Origin of the sequence: Pectobacterium sp. CHL-2024, assembly GCF_044751765.1 — a bacterium.
Classification (GTDB): Bacteria; Pseudomonadota; Gammaproteobacteria; order Enterobacterales; family Enterobacteriaceae; genus Pectobacterium; species Pectobacterium brasiliense.
This window is the reverse complement of the sequence record NZ_JBIXKO010000001.1, coordinates 813036-829801: the sequence shown is the minus strand read 5'-3', so window position 1 is coordinate 829801 and position 16766 is coordinate 813036. Positions and strand designations below refer to the sequence as shown.

The window sequence follows — 16766 nt, the reverse complement described above, 5'->3', positions numbered from 1 at the left end:
ATCCATAATTTGGGAAAGGACTTTTAGCACTTTTTGCCCGGATTGACTTTTATATACGCAGTGGCATGATGCGCTCACTCTTCTCCGGTTGTTTGGTTATCCACTTCGCTATGTCTGCTTATTCCCGCCCAGTGCTGTTATTGCTCTGCGGACTTTTGCTGCTGACGGTTTGTATTGCGGTATTAAATACCCTGGTACCACTGTGGCTGAGTTATCAATCCCTTCCTGTCTGGCAGGTTGGCCTTGTTGGGTCATCCTACTTCGGCGGCAATCTAGTTGGTACGCTATTAGCCGGTAAGTTAATCAAACTTTATGGATTTAACCGTAGCTATTATTTCGCGGCTTTATTATTTGGTATCGCGATCGTTGGTCTCGGTATTTCTGGAGATATCGGTAGTTGGCTGTTCTGGCGCTTCCTTGCCGGTATCGGCTGTGCATTAATCTGGGTCGTGGTTGAAAGCGCTTTATTATGTAGCGGAACACCGACGCAGAGAGGGCAACTGCTGGCTGCCTATATGATTGCTTATTATCTCGGTAGCGTAGTGGGACAGCTCCTGCTTGGCATATTGCCGAGCGCGTTGCTGAACGTGCTGCCGTGGATGGTCGCGTTAGTTATTTTGGCGGTATTACCGCTGCTGTTTACTCGTCTCCCTACGCCGCCAGAGCAGCAAGAAAAGCATGTCAACATGTGGAAAATGCTGACTTATCGCAGTGCTCGTTTGGGCGTACACGGCTGTATTATTTCCGGCGCAATTTTAGGATCGCTATATGGTCTGATGCCGCTGTATCTCTCCCATCAGGGAATGAATGATGCGCAGGTTGGATACTGGATGGCGCTGCTGATCAGCTCCGGGATTATCGGGCAATGGCCTGTTGGGCGCATGGCCGATCGTTATGGCCGACTGCTGGTTCTGCGGGTATTAGTCTTTGTGGTGATTATTGGCTGTATTGCTATGTTAAGCATTAGCCACTATGCCATGGCACCATCGCTGTTCCTACTGGGATGTGCAGGGTTTACGCTGTATCCCGTTGCCATGTCTTGGGCATGCGAAAAAGTGCGCCCTGACGAACTGGTCGCGATGAATCAGGCGTTGCTCCTCAGCTATACGCTTGGCAGTCTTTGCGGACCAAGCGTTGCTGCGGTATTGATGCAGAGCTACTCCGATCGATTGCTGTTTGTGCTGATCGCGGTTGTTGCCATGATCTACCTGATGATGTTGCTCAGAAAGGCCGATCACCACCCAACGCCATTAGCTGCTGCTTGAGCTAACGGCATCGAGGCTGGCAAGCGAACTTTGTCCAGCTTCTACCATGTTATTCCACAGCGCTTCGGCCACCGGGCTAAGGCGCTGCTTCGCGTTTCGCACCAGATAAAATATGCTGGTTAGCATGAGTTTTTCCGGTGAAATTGCTGTGAGTTGCCCAGTCTCAACCCATTTGGCGGCATAGTGATCGGGAAGAAAACCAACATGGGTGCCAGCCAATAAGAGCAGTAAGCTGCCTTCTACGTTCCAGGCGGTATTTTGCAAGCCTTTCTTTGCTACCGGGCCTAACTGTTTACTAATCTCGTGTAATGCATGACCGCCAATGAGCAATCTGTTCGGGTTAAGCGTTCCGTCACGCCATTCTTTTTCTATTCTTGCCGCATTTTCCGATGTGGAATAAAAATAGCTTTTTTCAACAAAAACAGGCTGAAAATAGATGTCTGGTGGGACATCGTCCGGTAAGACGCTCAGAATAATGTCGATATGCCCATTTTTCAAACGTTCCATCAGCGGAGTGTAATCACCGATTTCCAGCTCAACGGCAACGTCAGGGCTTTGGACATACAGTTTCCCAATCGCGTTGGAGATAACTTTAGCAGGGTGAGTAACAGTGTTATCCAAACAGCCAATACGAGCTTCACCTATGAGCTGATGCTTGATCCTTGCTAATCGATTTGCAAAGTCATCCAGCGTGGCAATAACCGATTTGGCTTCCTGATAGACCACTTCGCCTTCCGTTGTGAGAGCAAATCCTCCACGTCCTCGTTCACACAAGACTAGCCCGAGCGTATCCTCCAGACGAGACAGATAGTGACTCAACACGGGCTGGCTTAAGCCTGTTGCGGCTTGTGCGTTAGTAATTCCTTGTTTTTCAACAATTTTACAAAAAAGCTTTAACCAGCGAATCTCCAGTTTATCTAAACGCATAGCATGTCCTTCGCATACATTACATATCTGAATGTTAACATCAAAATATATCTGTATTAATCGATATGAAACCCATTTATCTTGTTGTCACGCCACATCACTGATGTGGTCGCCACAAAAAATCGTGGTTTTATGCGTCACATCAGGGTCTCTCATAAAGCATAATGGTGTTGTTAGCTTGCTGACGGCACCATTGTTCTATACGCCGTCAGGCAACCTCTATAAAATATCACATTGATACAATAATTATTTGCTGCTTATTTAATGGAGGGGTTATGTCTCAAGGGAATGCTGTACCTGAAAAAGAACAACAGGGGCGGCAAATTTATGATTACGAATACGAACGTGTTCCTGCTGAAGCCAGAAAAAGCTGGTATGTTATCGCTTTAATATGGCTGGCAATGGGAATTGACATTTCAGGCCTATTTCTTGGTGCTTTCTTAAGTGGCGGGTTACCTTTTTCTCAGGCAGTTAGTGCCACGCTTATCGGCTCTGCTTTTTTAGGTGTGTTGGCAGCATTATGTGCTAATGTCGGCTATGGATGCGGATTATCAACAACGCTACTCAGTATCTCCGTTTTTGGGCGTCTTGGTGGAAAGATAATCGGCATTTTCTCTGCTGTATCATTGATTGGCTGGTTTGCTTTTCAACTCGATTTTTTTGGCGTAATGCTGCAAAAAGCATTGCTACATTATGAATTAGAACCCGGACGCTTCCCTATTTTGGTTTTCGGTATGGTGCTGATGACCTCTACCGCTATTTGGGGTGTCAGGGCATTGGGCAAACTGAGTATATTCAGCGTGCCATTAATGCTGATATTGATAATTACAGGTTTAGTTTTAGCCGCAAGTAATCATCCCGAAATACCGATCCCGATAATTAAAACGCCAATTAGTATGGGAAGTGCTATCTCTTACGTTGTTTCTATCTGGATAGTCTCTGCTGTGATGTCACCGGACATTGCCCGCTATGCCAAAACACGCAAAGACGCGCTTCTCGGCGCTGGTTTAGGATTCTTTTTAGGCAATAGCTCAACGATACTCGTTGCACTCATTCTGACTCATCTGGTTGGTACAGAGGATTTGGTAGAAGTGTTCTTCAGTATTGGTTTGGGCATGTCTGCTATTATCGTGCTTATTTTTGCTCAGTGGACCACAAACAGTACCAACCTTGTTTCTGCATCGCTGGGGCTGTCCGTTGTTATTCGAGCACTCTCACGGCCAATATTGGTTGTGTTAATGGCTATTGCTGGGTTGCTGCTAGCCTACAACGGTATGATTAATAATTTTACTCAATTCTTATCACTGCTCGGTGTACTGATTTCTCCTATCGCAGGTGTCTATCTCGTCGAATATTATTTTATTAAGTCCTCTCGTTTGCAGAAAAATGTATCAGAGGCATCATTCTTGAATGTGGCGGCGGCTATATCTTGGTCACTCGGTAGTATTGTGAGCCTGTTGACCTCACCCGATTTTTTCCATTTATTTACGATAAGCTCGATCTCTGCCCTGGATGGCGTAATTGTCAGTATGGCGATGTATATCGGCATACATAAAATTTTTCCTCAATTGGCAGATTGAACGTGTTACACAGATAACACGAGATCTTGGGTAAGGTATGTCTCGTTATATTAATGCACAAACAATTGATGATATAGCACTAGGAGCCGCTGTTCTCGGTACAGGAGGCGGCGGCGATCCGTATGTAGGTTCTTTAATGGCAAAACACGCATTAAAAAATGCGGATAAGGTACCTATATTCGGTTTAGATGAAATTAAAGATGACGATATATTTGTTCCTTGCAGCATGATTGGTGCAACGACGGTCGTTGTAGAAAAGATCATGTCAGCGAGCCAATTCGTGCGAGCATTTGACGCGATGGAAAAGGCGCTTGAGCGACCTATTACGGCGACCTTTCCCATCGAAGTCGGCGGTATCAATTCGCTAATGCCGTTTGTCGTTGCGGCTGCAAAAGGTTTACCTGTTATCGACTGTGATGCGATGGGGAGAGCTTTCCCTGAGGCGCAGATGGTGACCTTTTTTCTCGATGGTTTACCCTCTGCACCAAATACGTTAGCCGATGAAAAGGGAAACACCGTTACCTTAAATCCTATTGACGGTATGTGGTCTGAACGTTTAGCCAGAATGATTTCGGAACAAATGGGAGCCGCCTGCGCGATGTGCGATTACCCCTTACTTGGTAGCCAACTTAAGCGTAGCGCTATCAAAGGCACGCTGACGCTGGCACAGGATATCGGGAGAACACTGCGTCAGGCTCATCAGTCAGGCAGCCATCCGGTACAGTCCCTACTGACGGTCTTGAATGGTCATATCGTTGCATCTGGCAAAATTGTTGATGTAGCACGGCGCACAACGGGCGGTTTTGCTCGGGGCAAAGTCGTGCTGGATGGTATGGGGAGCGACAAAGGCGAATCGTTTACGGTGCTTTTTCAGAATGAGCTCCTGTTGGCTTATCGTTCTTCACAGACGGCAGAACCTACGCAGGATAATCTGCTGGCCGTTGTGCCTGATTTAATCTCTATAGTAGATAGTGAAACCGGACGTCCGATCATCACGGAACATTTACGTTATGGGCAGCGAGTTGATGTGATTGCCTATCCGTGCAATGACAAGTGGCGAACGCCAAAAGGGATTGACGTTGCGGGGCCGGAGTATTTCGGTTATCCGGTGCAGTATGTACCGATAGAACTGCTTGCGAATCGCTGAGGCTTTCCCGATGTTACATAAAAATGATTACCGACTCGGGATTGATGTCGGCGGCACCAACACGGATGCGGCAATTTTAGATGCGAACCTGCGCTGCGTCGCGACGGCCAAATTTCCTACCAGCCTGGATATCTACAGCGGCATCGAACGGGTGATTGCGGAGGTATTGGCGCAGTCTGGCATCGCACCGCAGCATATTCGCTATGCGATGTTGGGTACAACCCAATGTACCAATGCGATTGTTGAGCGGAAAGGGCTGGATCGCGTCGGGTTACTTCGCCTGAGCCTGCCAAGTAGCGATAGCGTCCCACCGCTGTGTGGCTGGGATGACGAGTGGCAAAGGGCGTTAGGCGAGCATTTCTATCAGATTCATGGCGGCTATGAGTTTGATGGCCGAGAGATCCATCCCGTACTGCAGGATGAAGTACTGGCGGTTTGTGACAAGATGCGCGGGCATGTCGATAGCGTGGCTATCTGTGGCGTATTTTCTCCCGTAAATAATGAGCAGGAACTGCAGGTTGCGCAATGGGTGAATGCGGCATTACCGGATGTCTCTCTGTCGTTATCCCATCGGATAGGCAGCACAGGATTACTGGAAAGGGAAAACGCGACCATCCTGAATGCATCGTTGCAAAGTACCGCGAACCGCTTTGTTAACGGCTTTACGCAAGCGCTGGTTCGGCACGGTATCAACGCTACGCCGTTCTTCGGGCAAAACGATGGCACATTGATGTCCGAGAGCATGGTGAAGCAATATCCCATTTTGACGATGGCCTGTGGACCAACGAACTCGATTCGTGGGGCATGCCACCTTTCGGGATTGGATAATGCGCTGATTATCGATGTCGGCGGCACGACGACCGATATTGGCGTCCTGGTGAATGGCTTCCCGCGTGAATCGGCAATCGCCGTTGAAGTCGGCGATGTGCGGACGAATTTCAGAATGCCAGACATTATTTCTATCGGTATTGGCGGTGGAACCTGCGTACGGCAGTCTCAGGATGGAAAACTTACTCTTGGGCCGGATAGTGTCGGCTATCGCCTGCTTGAACAGGGCGTCAGCTTTGGCGGTGAGACGCTAACGCTCAGCGATATCATGTTGCAACTTCATCGTGAACGATGGATGACGGCTCTTCCTCATCCGCTGCCCGAACTGGATAATGCATTTTGCCAGCAGGCTTATCGCCAGATGATTGATAAAGTGGAAAGTGCTATCGACCGTATTAAATCGTCAAGCGCGGCTATTCCTGCAGTGCTGGTAGGCGGCGGCAGTATTTTGCTGCCTGACGTTTTATCCGGTATCAGCCAGGTCATGCGTCCGCAGAATTTTGATGCGGCCAATGCGGTTGGTGTGGCGTTAGGGGCGGTGGGCGCACAGATCGAACGTGTGGTTAAAATGCCGGATAACGATCGTGAAACGATAAAAAGCGAATTGCAGCAGCAAACCATTGTGCTTGCCGAAGAGATGGGCGCTAGGGCAGGTAGCGTTGAAATCATCGATTATCAGGAAATCCCGTTGGCGTATCTGCCGGGGAATGCGGTACAGGTGAAAATCAAGGCAGCAGGGACTTTGGCTTAGCGCAGCGTATTAACACTGCTGTGATATCTACCCGCTAAAATGCAAATAGCGCGCCCTGAGCGCGCTATTTTTCAGAAAACGTCAGAGGTTAGTACATGACCTTGTGACCGTAGCTTTCAAGAATCGATTTAATGCGATCCATCGTATCGGCCTTCGGCGGTTTAACGCCGTCTAATTTGTACTCTTCACCCATCGCGATCCACTTGTGTTTCCCAAGCTCATGGTAGGGGAGAAGCTCAATTTTCTCGATGTTCGTCATATCTTTGGTGAATTCGCCCAGCTTGTGTGCGGACGCATCATCGTCAGACCAGCCGGGCACGACCACATAACGTATCCAGGTACGTTGGTTGCGCTTTGCCAGATAGCGAGCGAAATCCAGAGTACGGTGATTAGATACGCCAACTAAATTCTGGTGTATGTCGTCGTTCATTTGCTTCAGATCGAGCATCACTAAATCGCTGACGTCCAATAGCTCGTCAATGACGGGGTCGTAACGGCGCACAAACCCATTGGTGTCCAGACAGGTGTTGATTCCTTCTGCCTTGCAGGCACGGAACCAGTCGCGCACAAATTCGGCCTGAAGAATAGCCTCGCCGCCGGATGCTGTTACGCCGCCGCCGGATGCATTCATAAAGTGGCGGTAGGTCACGACTTCTTTCATGAGTTCTTCAACCGTCACTTCTTTACCGCCGTGCGTATCCCAGGTATCACGGTTATGGCAATACAGGCAGCGCATCAGGCAGCCCTGAAAGAAGATAATGAAACGGATGCCTGGGCCATCGACGGTGCCACAGGATTCAAAGGAGTGGATGCGACCGATAAGTGACATTGCGAGGTTTTCTCCAAATTTGACCGAACAATAGCGGTCTTTATGAGCGCAGTCATAAGAAAGCAAGTATCGATCTGACAGAGATTGCTGACAGAAGAACACTGTATGACAGATGCTGCGTCGAATCTGTTTTGCGAGCCATCCACATGAAAGGAGCAACATAGCGGGCTGGCAAAACAGGCTAACAACCTGAACGACAAGCGAGGGTGAGAAAAAGGCCCCACTGACGTGGAGCCTTTATTTTACGCTTTTTCAGACAGTCATGGAAATTACATTGACTGGGTGAAAGTACGAGTGATGACGTCTTGTTGCTGTTCTTTCGTCAGTGAGTTGAAACGCACTGCATAGCCAGATACACGGATGGTCAACTGCGGATATTTCTCCGGGTTTTCCATCGCATCAAGCAGCATTTCACGGTTCATGACGTTGACGTTCAGGTGCTGACCGCCTTCGATGCTGGCTTCGTGGTGGAAGTAACCATCCATCAGGCCGGCAAGGTTAGCTTTACGCACGTTGTCATCTTTACCTAACGCGTTAGGTACGATGGAGAAGGTATAAGAAATACCATCTTTCGCGTAAGCAAACGGCAGTTTAGCAACGGAAGTCAGAGAAGCCACAGCACCTTTCTGGTCACGACCGTGCATTGGGTTAGCACCTGGTCCGAATGGCGCACCTGCACGGCGACCGTCTGGCGTGTTACCCGTTTTCTTACCATATACCACGTTAGAGGTGATGGTCAGAACAGACTGGGTTGGTGTTGCACCACGGTAGGTATTCAGTTTCTGAATTTTCTTCATGAAACGTTCAACCAGGTCACAAGCCAGTTCATCTACGCGAGCATCGTTGTTACCGAACTGCGGATATTCGCCTTCGATATCAAAGTCGATAGCCAGACCATCTTCATCACGAATCGGTTTAACTTTGGCATATTTGATGGCAGACAGGGAGTCAGCAGCAACAGACAGACCCGCGATACCACATGCCATAGTACGGAACACGTCACGGTCATGCAGTGCCATCAGCGACGCTTCGTAGCTGTACTTGTCGTGCATGTAGTGAATGATGTTCAGAGAGGTGACGTATTGTTTCGCCAGCCAATCCATGAAGTGATCCATACGATCCATCACTTCGTCGAAGTCCAGAACATCGCCTTTGATCGGTTCTGATTTCGGACCAACCTGCATTTTCAGTTTTTCGTCCACGCCGCCGTTAATCGCGTACAGCATGGTTTTCGCCAGGTTTGCACGAGCACCGAAGAACTGCATTTGCTTACCAACGATCATTGGGCTTACGCAACAAGCAATCGCGTAGTCATCGTTGTTAAAGTCAGGGCGCATCAGATCGTCATTCTCGTATTGCAGAGAAGAGGTATCGATGGAGACTTTAGCCGCATAGTTTTTGAAGTTCTGTGGCAGTTTTTCAGACCACAGGATGGTCATGTTTGGCTCTGGAGACGGCCCCATGGTGTACAGGGTGTTCAGGAAGCGGAAGCTGGTTTTACTTACCAGTGTACGACCATCCAGACCCATACCAGCCAGAGATTCGGTTGCCCAGATTGGGTCACCAGAGAACAGCTCATCATACTCAGGCGTACGCAGGAAACGCACCATACGCAGTTTCATGACCAGGTGGTCAATCATTTCCTGAGCTTCTTCCTCAGTGATTTTGCCTGCTTTCAGATCGCGCTCAAGGTAGATATCCAGGAAGGTGGACACACGTCCGAAGGACATGGCTGCACCATTCTGTGATTTCACCGCAGCCAGGTAGCCGAAGTAAGTCCACTGAACCGCTTCCTGAGCCGTTGTCGCTGGGCCAGAAATATCACAGCCATATTTAGCGGCCATTTCTTTAATTTGGCTCAGTGCATGATGCTGATCGGCAATTTCTTCACGCAGACGGATTGTTGCTTCCAGATCTTCGCCGTTTTCCAGTTTGGATTGCAGAGAAGTGAACTGAGCAAACTTGTCTTTCATCAGGTAGTCGATACCGTACAGCGCAACGCGACGGTAGTCACCGATGATACGGCCACGGCCATAGGCATCTGGCAGACCAGTCAAAACGCCTGATTTACGACAACGCAGGATGTCTGGGGTGTAAACATCGAACACGCCTTGGTTATGCGTTTTACGGTATTCGGTGAAGATTTTTTTCAGTTGAGGATCCAGTTCACGACCGTAAACTTTGCATGAACCTTCAACCATTTTGATGCCGCCGAACGGAATTAACGCACGTTTCAGCGGAGCGTCAGTTTGCAGACCAACGATTTTTTCCAGACCTTTGTTGATGTATCCCGCGTCGTGAGACGTGATAGTTGCAGCAACATTGGTATCAAAATCAACAGGCGCGTGAGTACGGTTTTCCTGTTTGATGCCTTCCATGACGCTGTCCCACAGCGCTGAGGTCGCTTTGGTTGCGCCAGCCAGGAAAGACTCATCACCTTCATACGGCGTGTAGTTTTTCTGGATAAAGTCACGAACGTTGACGTTATCCTGCCATTCACCTTTGCTAAAGCCTTGCCATGCATTGGCCAATTTTTCATTCAGCTCGGTCATTTTACACCTACCTTTGATATGGATTTCTTAAAACCCGACGTTGCGGCCGATTGCACCTTAGTGCTTGTCTCCACCGCGCAAATAAATTACCCAATATGTCAAACCGACCATTACGCCGCCGCCGATGATGTTCCCCAGGGTTACAGGGATCAGATTATCGGTAATGAAGTGGCTAACGGTTAAATGTTCAAACTGAGACGGCACCATGCCAATGGCATTCCAGAATTCCGGGGCCGCAAAATTTTTGATAACGATGCCCATAGGAATCATGAACATGTTGGCGATACTGTGTTCAAAGCCGCTGGAAACGAACATGGCGACAGGCAGAATCATGGCAAACATTTTGTCTGTAAGTGTACGGCCGGAATAGCTCATCCACACGGCCAGACAAACCAGCAAGTTGGCCAGAATCCCCAGACACAGCGCTTCAACAAACGTGTGTTCAAGTTTGTGTTCAGCTGTTTGCAGGACGTTAAGACCCCACGCACCTTTTGCGACCATATGCTCTCCCGAGAACCAGATAAGTCCAACGAAGAAAAGCGCGCCAATCAGGTTGCCGACATAGACATTTGCCCAGTTACAGGCTAGTTGCTTCCAGGTAATACGTCCACTGGCTTTGGCAATCACGATGAGAACGGTTGAGGTAAACAAGTCTGCGCCGCAGACGACCACCAACATAAGGCCAAGGGAGAAACAGATACCACCGATCAATTTCGCGATACCGAAAGGCATCGTCGCGGTTCCAGTGGTGGCCGTAATATAAAAGACGAAGGCGATCGAAATAAACACACCCGCTGTGATCGCTAAATAAAACGTCGTACACGGTTGTTTAGTAGCTTTATAGACTCCGGCATCTTCAGCAACTTTTGCCATCGCAGCCGGGAGTAATAGAGTAAAGGGGTTGTCAGCTTTCACACTAACTCTCTCTTAAAAATTATCAGCGTTGAGATACTAACAAAGCAGTATACGGTAAAATTTGACGTGGATCATATTGCAAGAAATTAACAGGTCAGTAAGCAGGGTGGGATAGGGTGGTTTAGTACTTAATGTGTTGAATTTTATAATAAAAAAATATTTTAAATTTTATAAAAAGAGTTGAATGGCATACGTTAAACCTACCGATTTAGCGTTAATAAAAATCACGTTTTGTAGAATTTCAGTACCACCTTGTCGATGTAATTTAATTAAAACTTCACCATTTAATAACAATGTTCTGATTATGCATTACGAATAATAAATATTGCCCTTTGGCTAATAAAATAGCCCTTTAAAATAAAGGGCTATTCTCGGTGGCTATTTGCACTCGATCGCACTCATCGATATAAGACGCGTGCTGACTTCATCATTCTGGCATTATTTTTCTTGCCAATAACGACGTTTCGCCTGTTGCAGTTTTTCATAGGCTGCCAGCAGCGACTGGTGCGCAGGTAAAGAAGTAAAGGTGTCATCGACGGCAAACAGGCCATAGAAGCACGCTTCGCCAGCAACAGCAGCGCTAGCGGCATCGACGGTCTCACTGCCGTACATTTTGGTAAAGGCATCGTAATATTCTGCCGGATCGCGCTCAGGCTCTTGCGCCAGTAACAGCAGCGTTTGCAGGCAACGGTAGTAGTTGCTGCGCTGTGCCGTAAAGACGGAGTCGTTGAAGTCCTGTGTCCACTCTGTCCAGCTTAATGCCTGATCCAGATCGCCACCGGCCAGTGCCAGCATGGCTTTTAGTTCGCCAACGCGCAGCGTAAACCAGCCATTATCTTTGCCAGTAGCAATGCCGAGCAGTTCGCGTACGCGGGTGAAGTCGTCCAGCCCTTCGTCATCCAACTGTTGCAACAGCGCCAGATAGTCTTCTTGTTCCCATTTGCTGTCAGGCAGCGCCAGCAGCGTGTCACGCAGGTGAGCGCCCATGCTGTTATTGGCTAACAACAGATCGTCGGCAGGGTAGATGTCTGACATTCCCGGCACAATGATGCGGCAGGCATAAACAGACAGATGCTCATAGTCAGCAATGTAGACTTCTTTATCTTCCTGCTTGAAGATCGCCATCAACGTAGCGAATTCTTCTTCCGTCGACCCTTTAAAGCTCCAGTCGGCAAATTCATAATCCGCTTCTTTCTTGAACATATCCCAGGAGATCAGACCGCTGGAATCGATAAAGTGGGTTTCCAGATTGGCGTGCTCGGCCACTTCCTCATCATCGAACGTCGGCGGCGTGAACACGTCCAGATCTTTCAGGCCGCGACCTTGCAACAGTTCGGTGACGGTACGCTCCAGCGCCACGCCGAAGTCAGGGTGTGCGCCGAAGGAGGCAAAGCAGGTGCCGTTAGCTGGGTTAAACAGCACCACGCAGATGACCGGATATTTCCCGCCCAGTGAGGCATCGTAAGAGAAAATCGGGAAACCTTCTTTTTCCAGCGTTGCAATCGCTTCGACCACGCCAGGGTAGCGGTTTAGCACCTCTTGCGGAATTTCTGGCAGGCTGATGGATTCGGCAATGATGCGGTTCTTGATACTGCGCTCAAACACTTCAGACAGCCCCTGAACGCGGGCTTCGTTGGCGGTGTTACCTGCGGACATCCCGTTAGAAACGTACAGGTTACCGATGATGTTCATCGGAATATAGACAGTTTGCTGATCGGACTGACGCGTAAATGGCAGCGCGCAAATGCCTCTGTCGGCATTGCCGGATTGCAGATCGATCAGATCGCTGGCGCTCAGTTCCTGCTCAGGATCGTAAAACTGGTGCAGACGGGCATCCAGAATACCTTCTGGCAACGCATCATCTTCTGGAATAGGGAACCATTTTTCATTCGGGTAGTGAACGAAATCGCCGTTAGCGATGCTTTTGCCGAGATAGAAGTCAGCAAAGAAATAGTTGGTGGACAGACGTTCGAAATACTCGCCTAACGCAGAGGCCAGCGCCGCTTTCTTACTGGCACCTTTACCGTTAGTGAAGCAGAGCGGGCAATCGCGGTCTCGAATATGGACAGACCAGACGTTTGGCACCGGGTTCAGCCATGACGCTTCTTCGATGTTAAACCCCAGGTCCTGGAGCTGTTGTTGAAAACGGGCGATGGAATCTTCCAGGGCGGCGTCTTTGCCTGGGATAAACGTTTGAGTCATGGTGTTCACTCTTATCGAGATTAGCGGAAGCGGCATGATACGGATTTTTCTGTTCAGACTCTATTTATTCATAACCGATCGGCAACAGTGAAAAAGAACAGACTGCGTAACGTGCCGTTTTGCATAATGAAAGCGCAATAAGCGTTGCAGCCGCGATGGACGAGTGATAAAACCGATAGCAGGGTAAAAGTAGTGTGGTTATAGCGGTCGTTCCGTTATAACTACTATCTTGTAACAGCGGTATTTTTATAACCGTCAGGTTTATAAAAATGGTATTTGTAACAACGGTGATAAAAAGAGCCGCTATTTTTCAGGTGTGGTGAGGGGAAATGACTCAGATTTTTAATTTTAGCGCCGGTCCAGCAATGCTGCCGGTTGAAGTACTGCGTCGTGCTGAACAGGAATTGTGTAATTGGAATGGCCTGGGCACATCGGTTATGGAAATCAGCCACCGCAGTAAAGAGTTTATGCAGGTTGCCGCTGAATCCGAACAGGATCTGCGTGATTTGCTGAAAATCCCCTCCAACTACAAAGTGCTCTTTTGCCACGGCGGTGCTCGTGCGCAATTCGCCGCTGTGCCATTAAATCTTCTGGGCGAACGCTCAACGGCCGACTACATCGACGGCGGATATTGGGCGCACAGCGCAATCAATGAAGCAGAAAAATACTGTACGCCTAACGTGATTGACGTGAAAACGCGCGTGGGCGAACTGCGCGGCATTAAGCCGATGCGTGAATGGAAATTGTCTGATGACGCGGCGTTTGTGCATTACTGCCCGAATGAAACCATCGACGGTATTGCGATCGAAGAAGAGCCGGACTTTGGCGATAAAATCGTGGTCGCCGACTATTCTTCCAGCATCCTGTCTCGCCGTATTGATGTCAGCCGTTACGGCGTGATCTATGCCGGTGCGCAGAAAAATATCGGCCCTGCCGGCCTGACGCTGGTTATCGTGCGTGAAGATTTGCTGGGCAAGGCGCGCCGTGAGCTGCCATCGATTCTGGATTACCAGGTTCTGGCGGACAATGACTCCATGTTTAACACGCCACCGACCTTTGCCTGGTACCTGTCCGGTATGGTCTTCAAATGGCTGAAAGAGTACGGCGGTCTGGCTGAAATGGAAAAACGTAACCAGGAGAAGGCCGACCTGCTGTATAGCGCGATTGACGGTAACGATTTCTATCGTAATGACGTCGCGGTAGCGAACCGTTCTCGCATGAATGTGCCATTCCTGCTGGCGGATTCTGCGCTGGATAAAGTCTTCCTGGAAGAATCAGTCGCTGCAGGTCTGCACGCGCTGAAAGGCCATCGCGTAGTAGGCGGCATGCGTGCCTCTATCTACAATGCGATGCCGTTGGAAGGCGTGAAAGCGCTGACGGAATTTATGGCTGACTTCGCTCGTCGCCACGGTTGATTAAGACCGCCCCTCGATACATTTTGTTAAGCCCCGGACCTTCCGGGGTTTTTATGTCCACGTTGAAAGAATAGGCTTTACATGCAGGAATCCCTGACGCTACAACCCATCAAACTGATTAACGGTACCCTTAACCTTCCTGGTTCAAAAAGCGTCTCTAACCGTGCGCTGTTGCTGGCAGCCTTGGCTGGAGGAAAGACCCGACTGACTAACCTGTTAGACAGTGACGATGTCCGCCATATGCTTACCGCTCTAACGGCGTTGGGAGTGGACTACCACCTGTCGTCTGACCGGACGGTGTGTGAGATTACCGGTTTGGGTGGTGCGTTTACGGCATCGCAACCGCTGGAGCTGTTTTTAGGAAATGCCGGTACCGCGATGCGTCCACTGGCTGCCGCGCTGTGTCTGACCGATGGCGATATTGTGCTGACAGGCGAACCGCGGATGAAAGAGCGCCCAATCGGGCATTTGGTCGATGCACTGCGTCAGGGCGGGGCGAAAATTGACTATCTGGAACAGGAAAATTACCCACCGCTTCGTCTGCACGGTGGTTTTCAGGGCGGCGAAATCAGCGTAGATGGTAGCGTATCAAGCCAGTTCCTGACGGCACTGTTGATGACGGCGCCTCTGGCCGCGCAGGATACGCAAATCAGCATTCAGGGTGATCTGGTTTCCAAACCGTATATCGATATCACGCTGCATATGATGAAAGCGTTTGGTATTGAAGTGCGTAACGAGAACTATCAACGATTTTTCGTGACGGGTCGCCAGCAGTATCGTTCACCGGGTGATTATCTGGTGGAAGGCGATGCATCATCGGCTTCTTATTTCCTGGCCGCTGCGGCGATTAAAGGCGGTGTTGTGCGCGTGACCGGCGTAGGCCGTAATAGCGTACAGGGCGACATTCGCTTTGCCGATGTGCTGGAAAAAATGGGTGCAACCGTGCGCTGGGGGGAGGATTATATTGAATGCGAACGCGGTGAACTGCACGCGATCGACATGGATATGAATCACATTCCTGATGCTGCGATGACTATCGCAACGGCGGCGCTTTTCGCTCAAGGTGGCACCACTACGCTGCGTAATATCTACAACTGGCGTGTGAAAGAAACCGATCGTCTGGCGGCAATGGCGATTGAACTGCGCAAAGTGGGTGCGGAAGTGGAAGAGGGTAATGACTACATTCGCATTACGCCGCCGACCAAGCTGAAAGTGGCAGAAATCGGCACGTACAACGATCACCGTATGGCGATGTGTTTCTCGCTGGTGGCGCTATCGGATACGCCAGTTACGATTCTGGATCCGAAATGTACGGCTAAAACCTTCCCTGACTACTTTGAACAACTGGCACGTCTCAGCGAGCTGGCTTGATTCCTCTCTAAGGCACGGATTCCGTGCCTTTTTTCTCTATCGATTTTCCCCAAGCTACGCTCAGATTTTCTTCTGAAATTGCGTATCTCGTTCAGAGAATGCCTTATTTTTCCTGCCATTCCGGCATAGGGGTAACCTTTCTCTGTATTGATGCGTATAATGAGGTTCCGTGATGCCATAAAACGGCATAAGCGGAACTTCCCAGTATTAAAGGAGAGAGAAATGACGGTGATGGCACCGGTAATTACGGTTGACGGACCGAGCGGCGCAGGCAAAGGTACTTTGTGTAAGGCATTGGCTGAGGCTTTACAATGGAACCTGCTGGACTCGGGGGCTATCTATCGTGTTTTGGCTCTGGCGGCATTGCACCACCATGTGGATATCGGCTCGGAAGACGCGCTGGTTCCGCTAGCCTCTCATCTTGATGTGCGCTTTGTTGCAGAAGACGGGCAACTCAAAGTCATCCTGGAAGGTGAAGACGTTAGCCATGAAATTCGTACCGAAGCGGTAGGCAACACGGCGTCTCAGGCCGCGGCTTTTCCTCGTGTTCGTGAAGCATTATTACGTCGGCAGCGCGCATTTCGCGAGGCTCCGGGGTTGATTGCTGATGGCCGAGATATGGGAACGGTCGTTTTTCCTGATGCTCCAGTGAAGATTTTTTTGGATGCCAGTGCGGAAGAACGTGCACAACGTCGCATGCTACAGTTGCAGGGGAAGGGCTTTAATGTTAACTTTGAACGTCTTTTGTCTGAGATAAAAGAACGGGATGAGCGCGATCGCAGCCGCCCCGTTGCGCCGTTAGTGCCTGCTGCCGATGCGTTGGTGCTGGATTCAACGGAAATGACAATCGATGAAGTGATAGCGCGCGCGTTGGCTTATGCCCGCGAAATTTTAGCGTAATCACAGAAAACTGAATTTTTACCTCGCTGTAAGGATGCACAGCGGGGCATGTTAAACAACCCCATCGAGCAGGATGCCAGATGG

At 49.5% G+C, this 16766-nt stretch carries 12 protein-coding genes; 7 read left to right on the top strand and 5 right to left on the bottom strand.

From position 1 onward, the window contains the following. Window positions 1-110: 110 nt before the first annotated feature. A complete protein-coding gene (locus ACIPUG_RS03695; protein WP_039286987.1) occupies window positions 111-1265 on the top strand; it encodes an MFS transporter in 1155 nt (384 codons plus the stop codon). Here the strand turns inward: ACIPUG_RS03695 and ACIPUG_RS03690 are convergent. Then, the gene (locus tag ACIPUG_RS03690) at window positions 1251-2192 is read right to left on the bottom strand and encodes a LysR family transcriptional regulator (RefSeq protein WP_400337339.1); all 942 of its coding nucleotides are present in this window, start codon (window positions 2190-2192) and stop codon (window positions 1251-1253) included. The genes ACIPUG_RS03695 and ACIPUG_RS03690 overlap by 15 nt on opposite strands. Window positions 2193-2467: 275 nt before the next feature. On the opposite strand from ACIPUG_RS03690, the gene ACIPUG_RS03685 reads away from it, so the two are divergent. From ACIPUG_RS03685 to ACIPUG_RS03675, 3 genes are read left to right on the top strand one after another with little or no spacing between them, the layout of a single operon-like run. Continuing rightward, window positions 2468-3772: a cytosine permease gene (locus ACIPUG_RS03685; protein WP_400337337.1), complete on the top strand. Its 1305-nt coding sequence runs from the start codon at window positions 2468-2470 to the stop codon at window positions 3770-3772. Between the two features lie 37 nt (window positions 3773-3809). After that, entirely contained in the window at window positions 3810-4919 is a 1110-nt protein-coding gene (locus ACIPUG_RS03680) for a DUF917 domain-containing protein (RefSeq protein ID WP_039500692.1), read from the top strand. Window positions 4920-4929: 10 nt separating this feature from the next. Then, on the top strand, window positions 4930-6498 hold the full coding sequence (locus tag ACIPUG_RS03675) for a hydantoinase/oxoprolinase N-terminal domain-containing protein (protein WP_400337335.1): 1569 nt from the start codon (window positions 4930-4932) through the stop codon (window positions 6496-6498). Window positions 6499-6586: 88 nt separating this feature from the next. On the opposite strand, the gene pflA is transcribed toward ACIPUG_RS03675, so the two are convergent. The 4 genes from pflA to ycaO form a co-directional block, all read right to left on the bottom strand. Further along, window positions 6587-7327 carry a pyruvate formate lyase 1-activating protein gene (pflA, locus tag ACIPUG_RS03670; RefSeq protein ID WP_014915078.1) on the bottom strand — a complete coding sequence of 247 codons (741 nt, stop codon included), beginning with the start codon at window positions 7325-7327 and terminating at the stop codon, window positions 6587-6589. A gap of 269 nt (window positions 7328-7596) precedes the next feature. Continuing rightward, the gene (pflB, locus tag ACIPUG_RS03665) at window positions 7597-9879 is read right to left on the bottom strand and encodes a formate C-acetyltransferase (RefSeq protein WP_039286973.1); all 2283 of its coding nucleotides are present in this window, start codon (window positions 9877-9879) and stop codon (window positions 7597-7599) included. Window positions 9880-9936: 57 nt separating this feature from the next. Further along, window positions 9937-10794 carry a formate transporter FocA gene (gene focA, locus ACIPUG_RS03660; protein WP_014915080.1) on the bottom strand — a complete coding sequence of 286 codons (858 nt, stop codon included), beginning with the start codon at window positions 10792-10794 and terminating at the stop codon, window positions 9937-9939. A gap of 438 nt (window positions 10795-11232) precedes the next feature. Then, window positions 11233-12996: a 30S ribosomal protein S12 methylthiotransferase accessory factor YcaO gene (ycaO, locus tag ACIPUG_RS03655; protein ID WP_400337333.1), complete on the bottom strand. Its 1764-nt coding sequence runs from the start codon at window positions 12994-12996 to the stop codon at window positions 11233-11235. Window positions 12997-13325: 329 nt separating this feature from the next. Here ycaO and serC point away from each other — a divergent pair, with 329 nt between their 5' ends. The 3 genes from serC (at window position 13326) to cmk (ending at window position 16682) form a co-directional block, all read left to right on the top strand. Then, the gene (serC, locus tag ACIPUG_RS03650) at window positions 13326-14411 is read left to right on the top strand and encodes a 3-phosphoserine/phosphohydroxythreonine transaminase (protein WP_039286967.1); all 1086 of its coding nucleotides are present in this window, start codon (window positions 13326-13328) and stop codon (window positions 14409-14411) included. An 81-nt stretch (window positions 14412-14492) separates the two neighbouring features. After that, a complete protein-coding gene (gene aroA / locus ACIPUG_RS03645) occupies window positions 14493-15782 on the top strand; it encodes a 3-phosphoshikimate 1-carboxyvinyltransferase (RefSeq protein ID WP_040043135.1) in 1290 nt (429 codons plus the stop codon). Window positions 15783-16004: 222 nt separating this feature from the next. Next, on the top strand, window positions 16005-16682 hold the full coding sequence (gene cmk, locus ACIPUG_RS03640; protein WP_010277170.1) for a (d)CMP kinase: 678 nt from the start codon (window positions 16005-16007) through the stop codon (window positions 16680-16682). Window positions 16683-16766: the final 84 nt, after the last annotated feature.

Bases quoted from the DNA above. Each gene is read 5' to 3' on its own strand.
- ACIPUG_RS03685 (WP_400337337.1), top strand. From the start codon at position 2,468: ATGTCTCAAGGGAATGCTGTACCTGAAAAAGAACAACAGGGGCGGCAA.
- cmk (WP_010277170.1), top strand. From the start codon at position 16,005: ATGACGGTGATGGCACCGGTAATTACGGTTGACGGACCGAGCGGCGCA.
- ACIPUG_RS03675 (WP_400337335.1), top strand. From the start codon at position 4,930: ATGTTACATAAAAATGATTACCGACTCGGGATTGATGTCGGCGGCACC.
- aroA (WP_040043135.1), top strand. From the start codon at position 14,493: ATGCAGGAATCCCTGACGCTACAACCCATCAAACTGATTAACGGTACC.
- pflB (WP_039286973.1), bottom strand. From the start codon at position 9,879: ATGACCGAGCTGAATGAAAAATTGGCCAATGCATGGCAAGGCTTTAGC.
- pflA (WP_014915078.1), bottom strand. From the start codon at position 7,327: ATGTCACTTATCGGTCGCATCCACTCCTTTGAATCCTGTGGCACCGTC.
- ACIPUG_RS03690 (WP_400337339.1), bottom strand. From the start codon at position 2,192: ATGCGTTTAGATAAACTGGAGATTCGCTGGTTAAAGCTTTTTTGTAAA.
- serC (WP_039286967.1), top strand. From the start codon at position 13,326: ATGACTCAGATTTTTAATTTTAGCGCCGGTCCAGCAATGCTGCCGGTT.
- ycaO (WP_400337333.1), bottom strand. From the start codon at position 12,996: ATGACTCAAACGTTTATCCCAGGCAAAGACGCCGCCCTGGAAGATTCC.
- ACIPUG_RS03695 (WP_039286987.1), top strand. From the start codon at position 111: ATGTCTGCTTATTCCCGCCCAGTGCTGTTATTGCTCTGCGGACTTTTG.
- ACIPUG_RS03680 (WP_039500692.1), top strand. From the start codon at position 3,810: ATGTCTCGTTATATTAATGCACAAACAATTGATGATATAGCACTAGGA.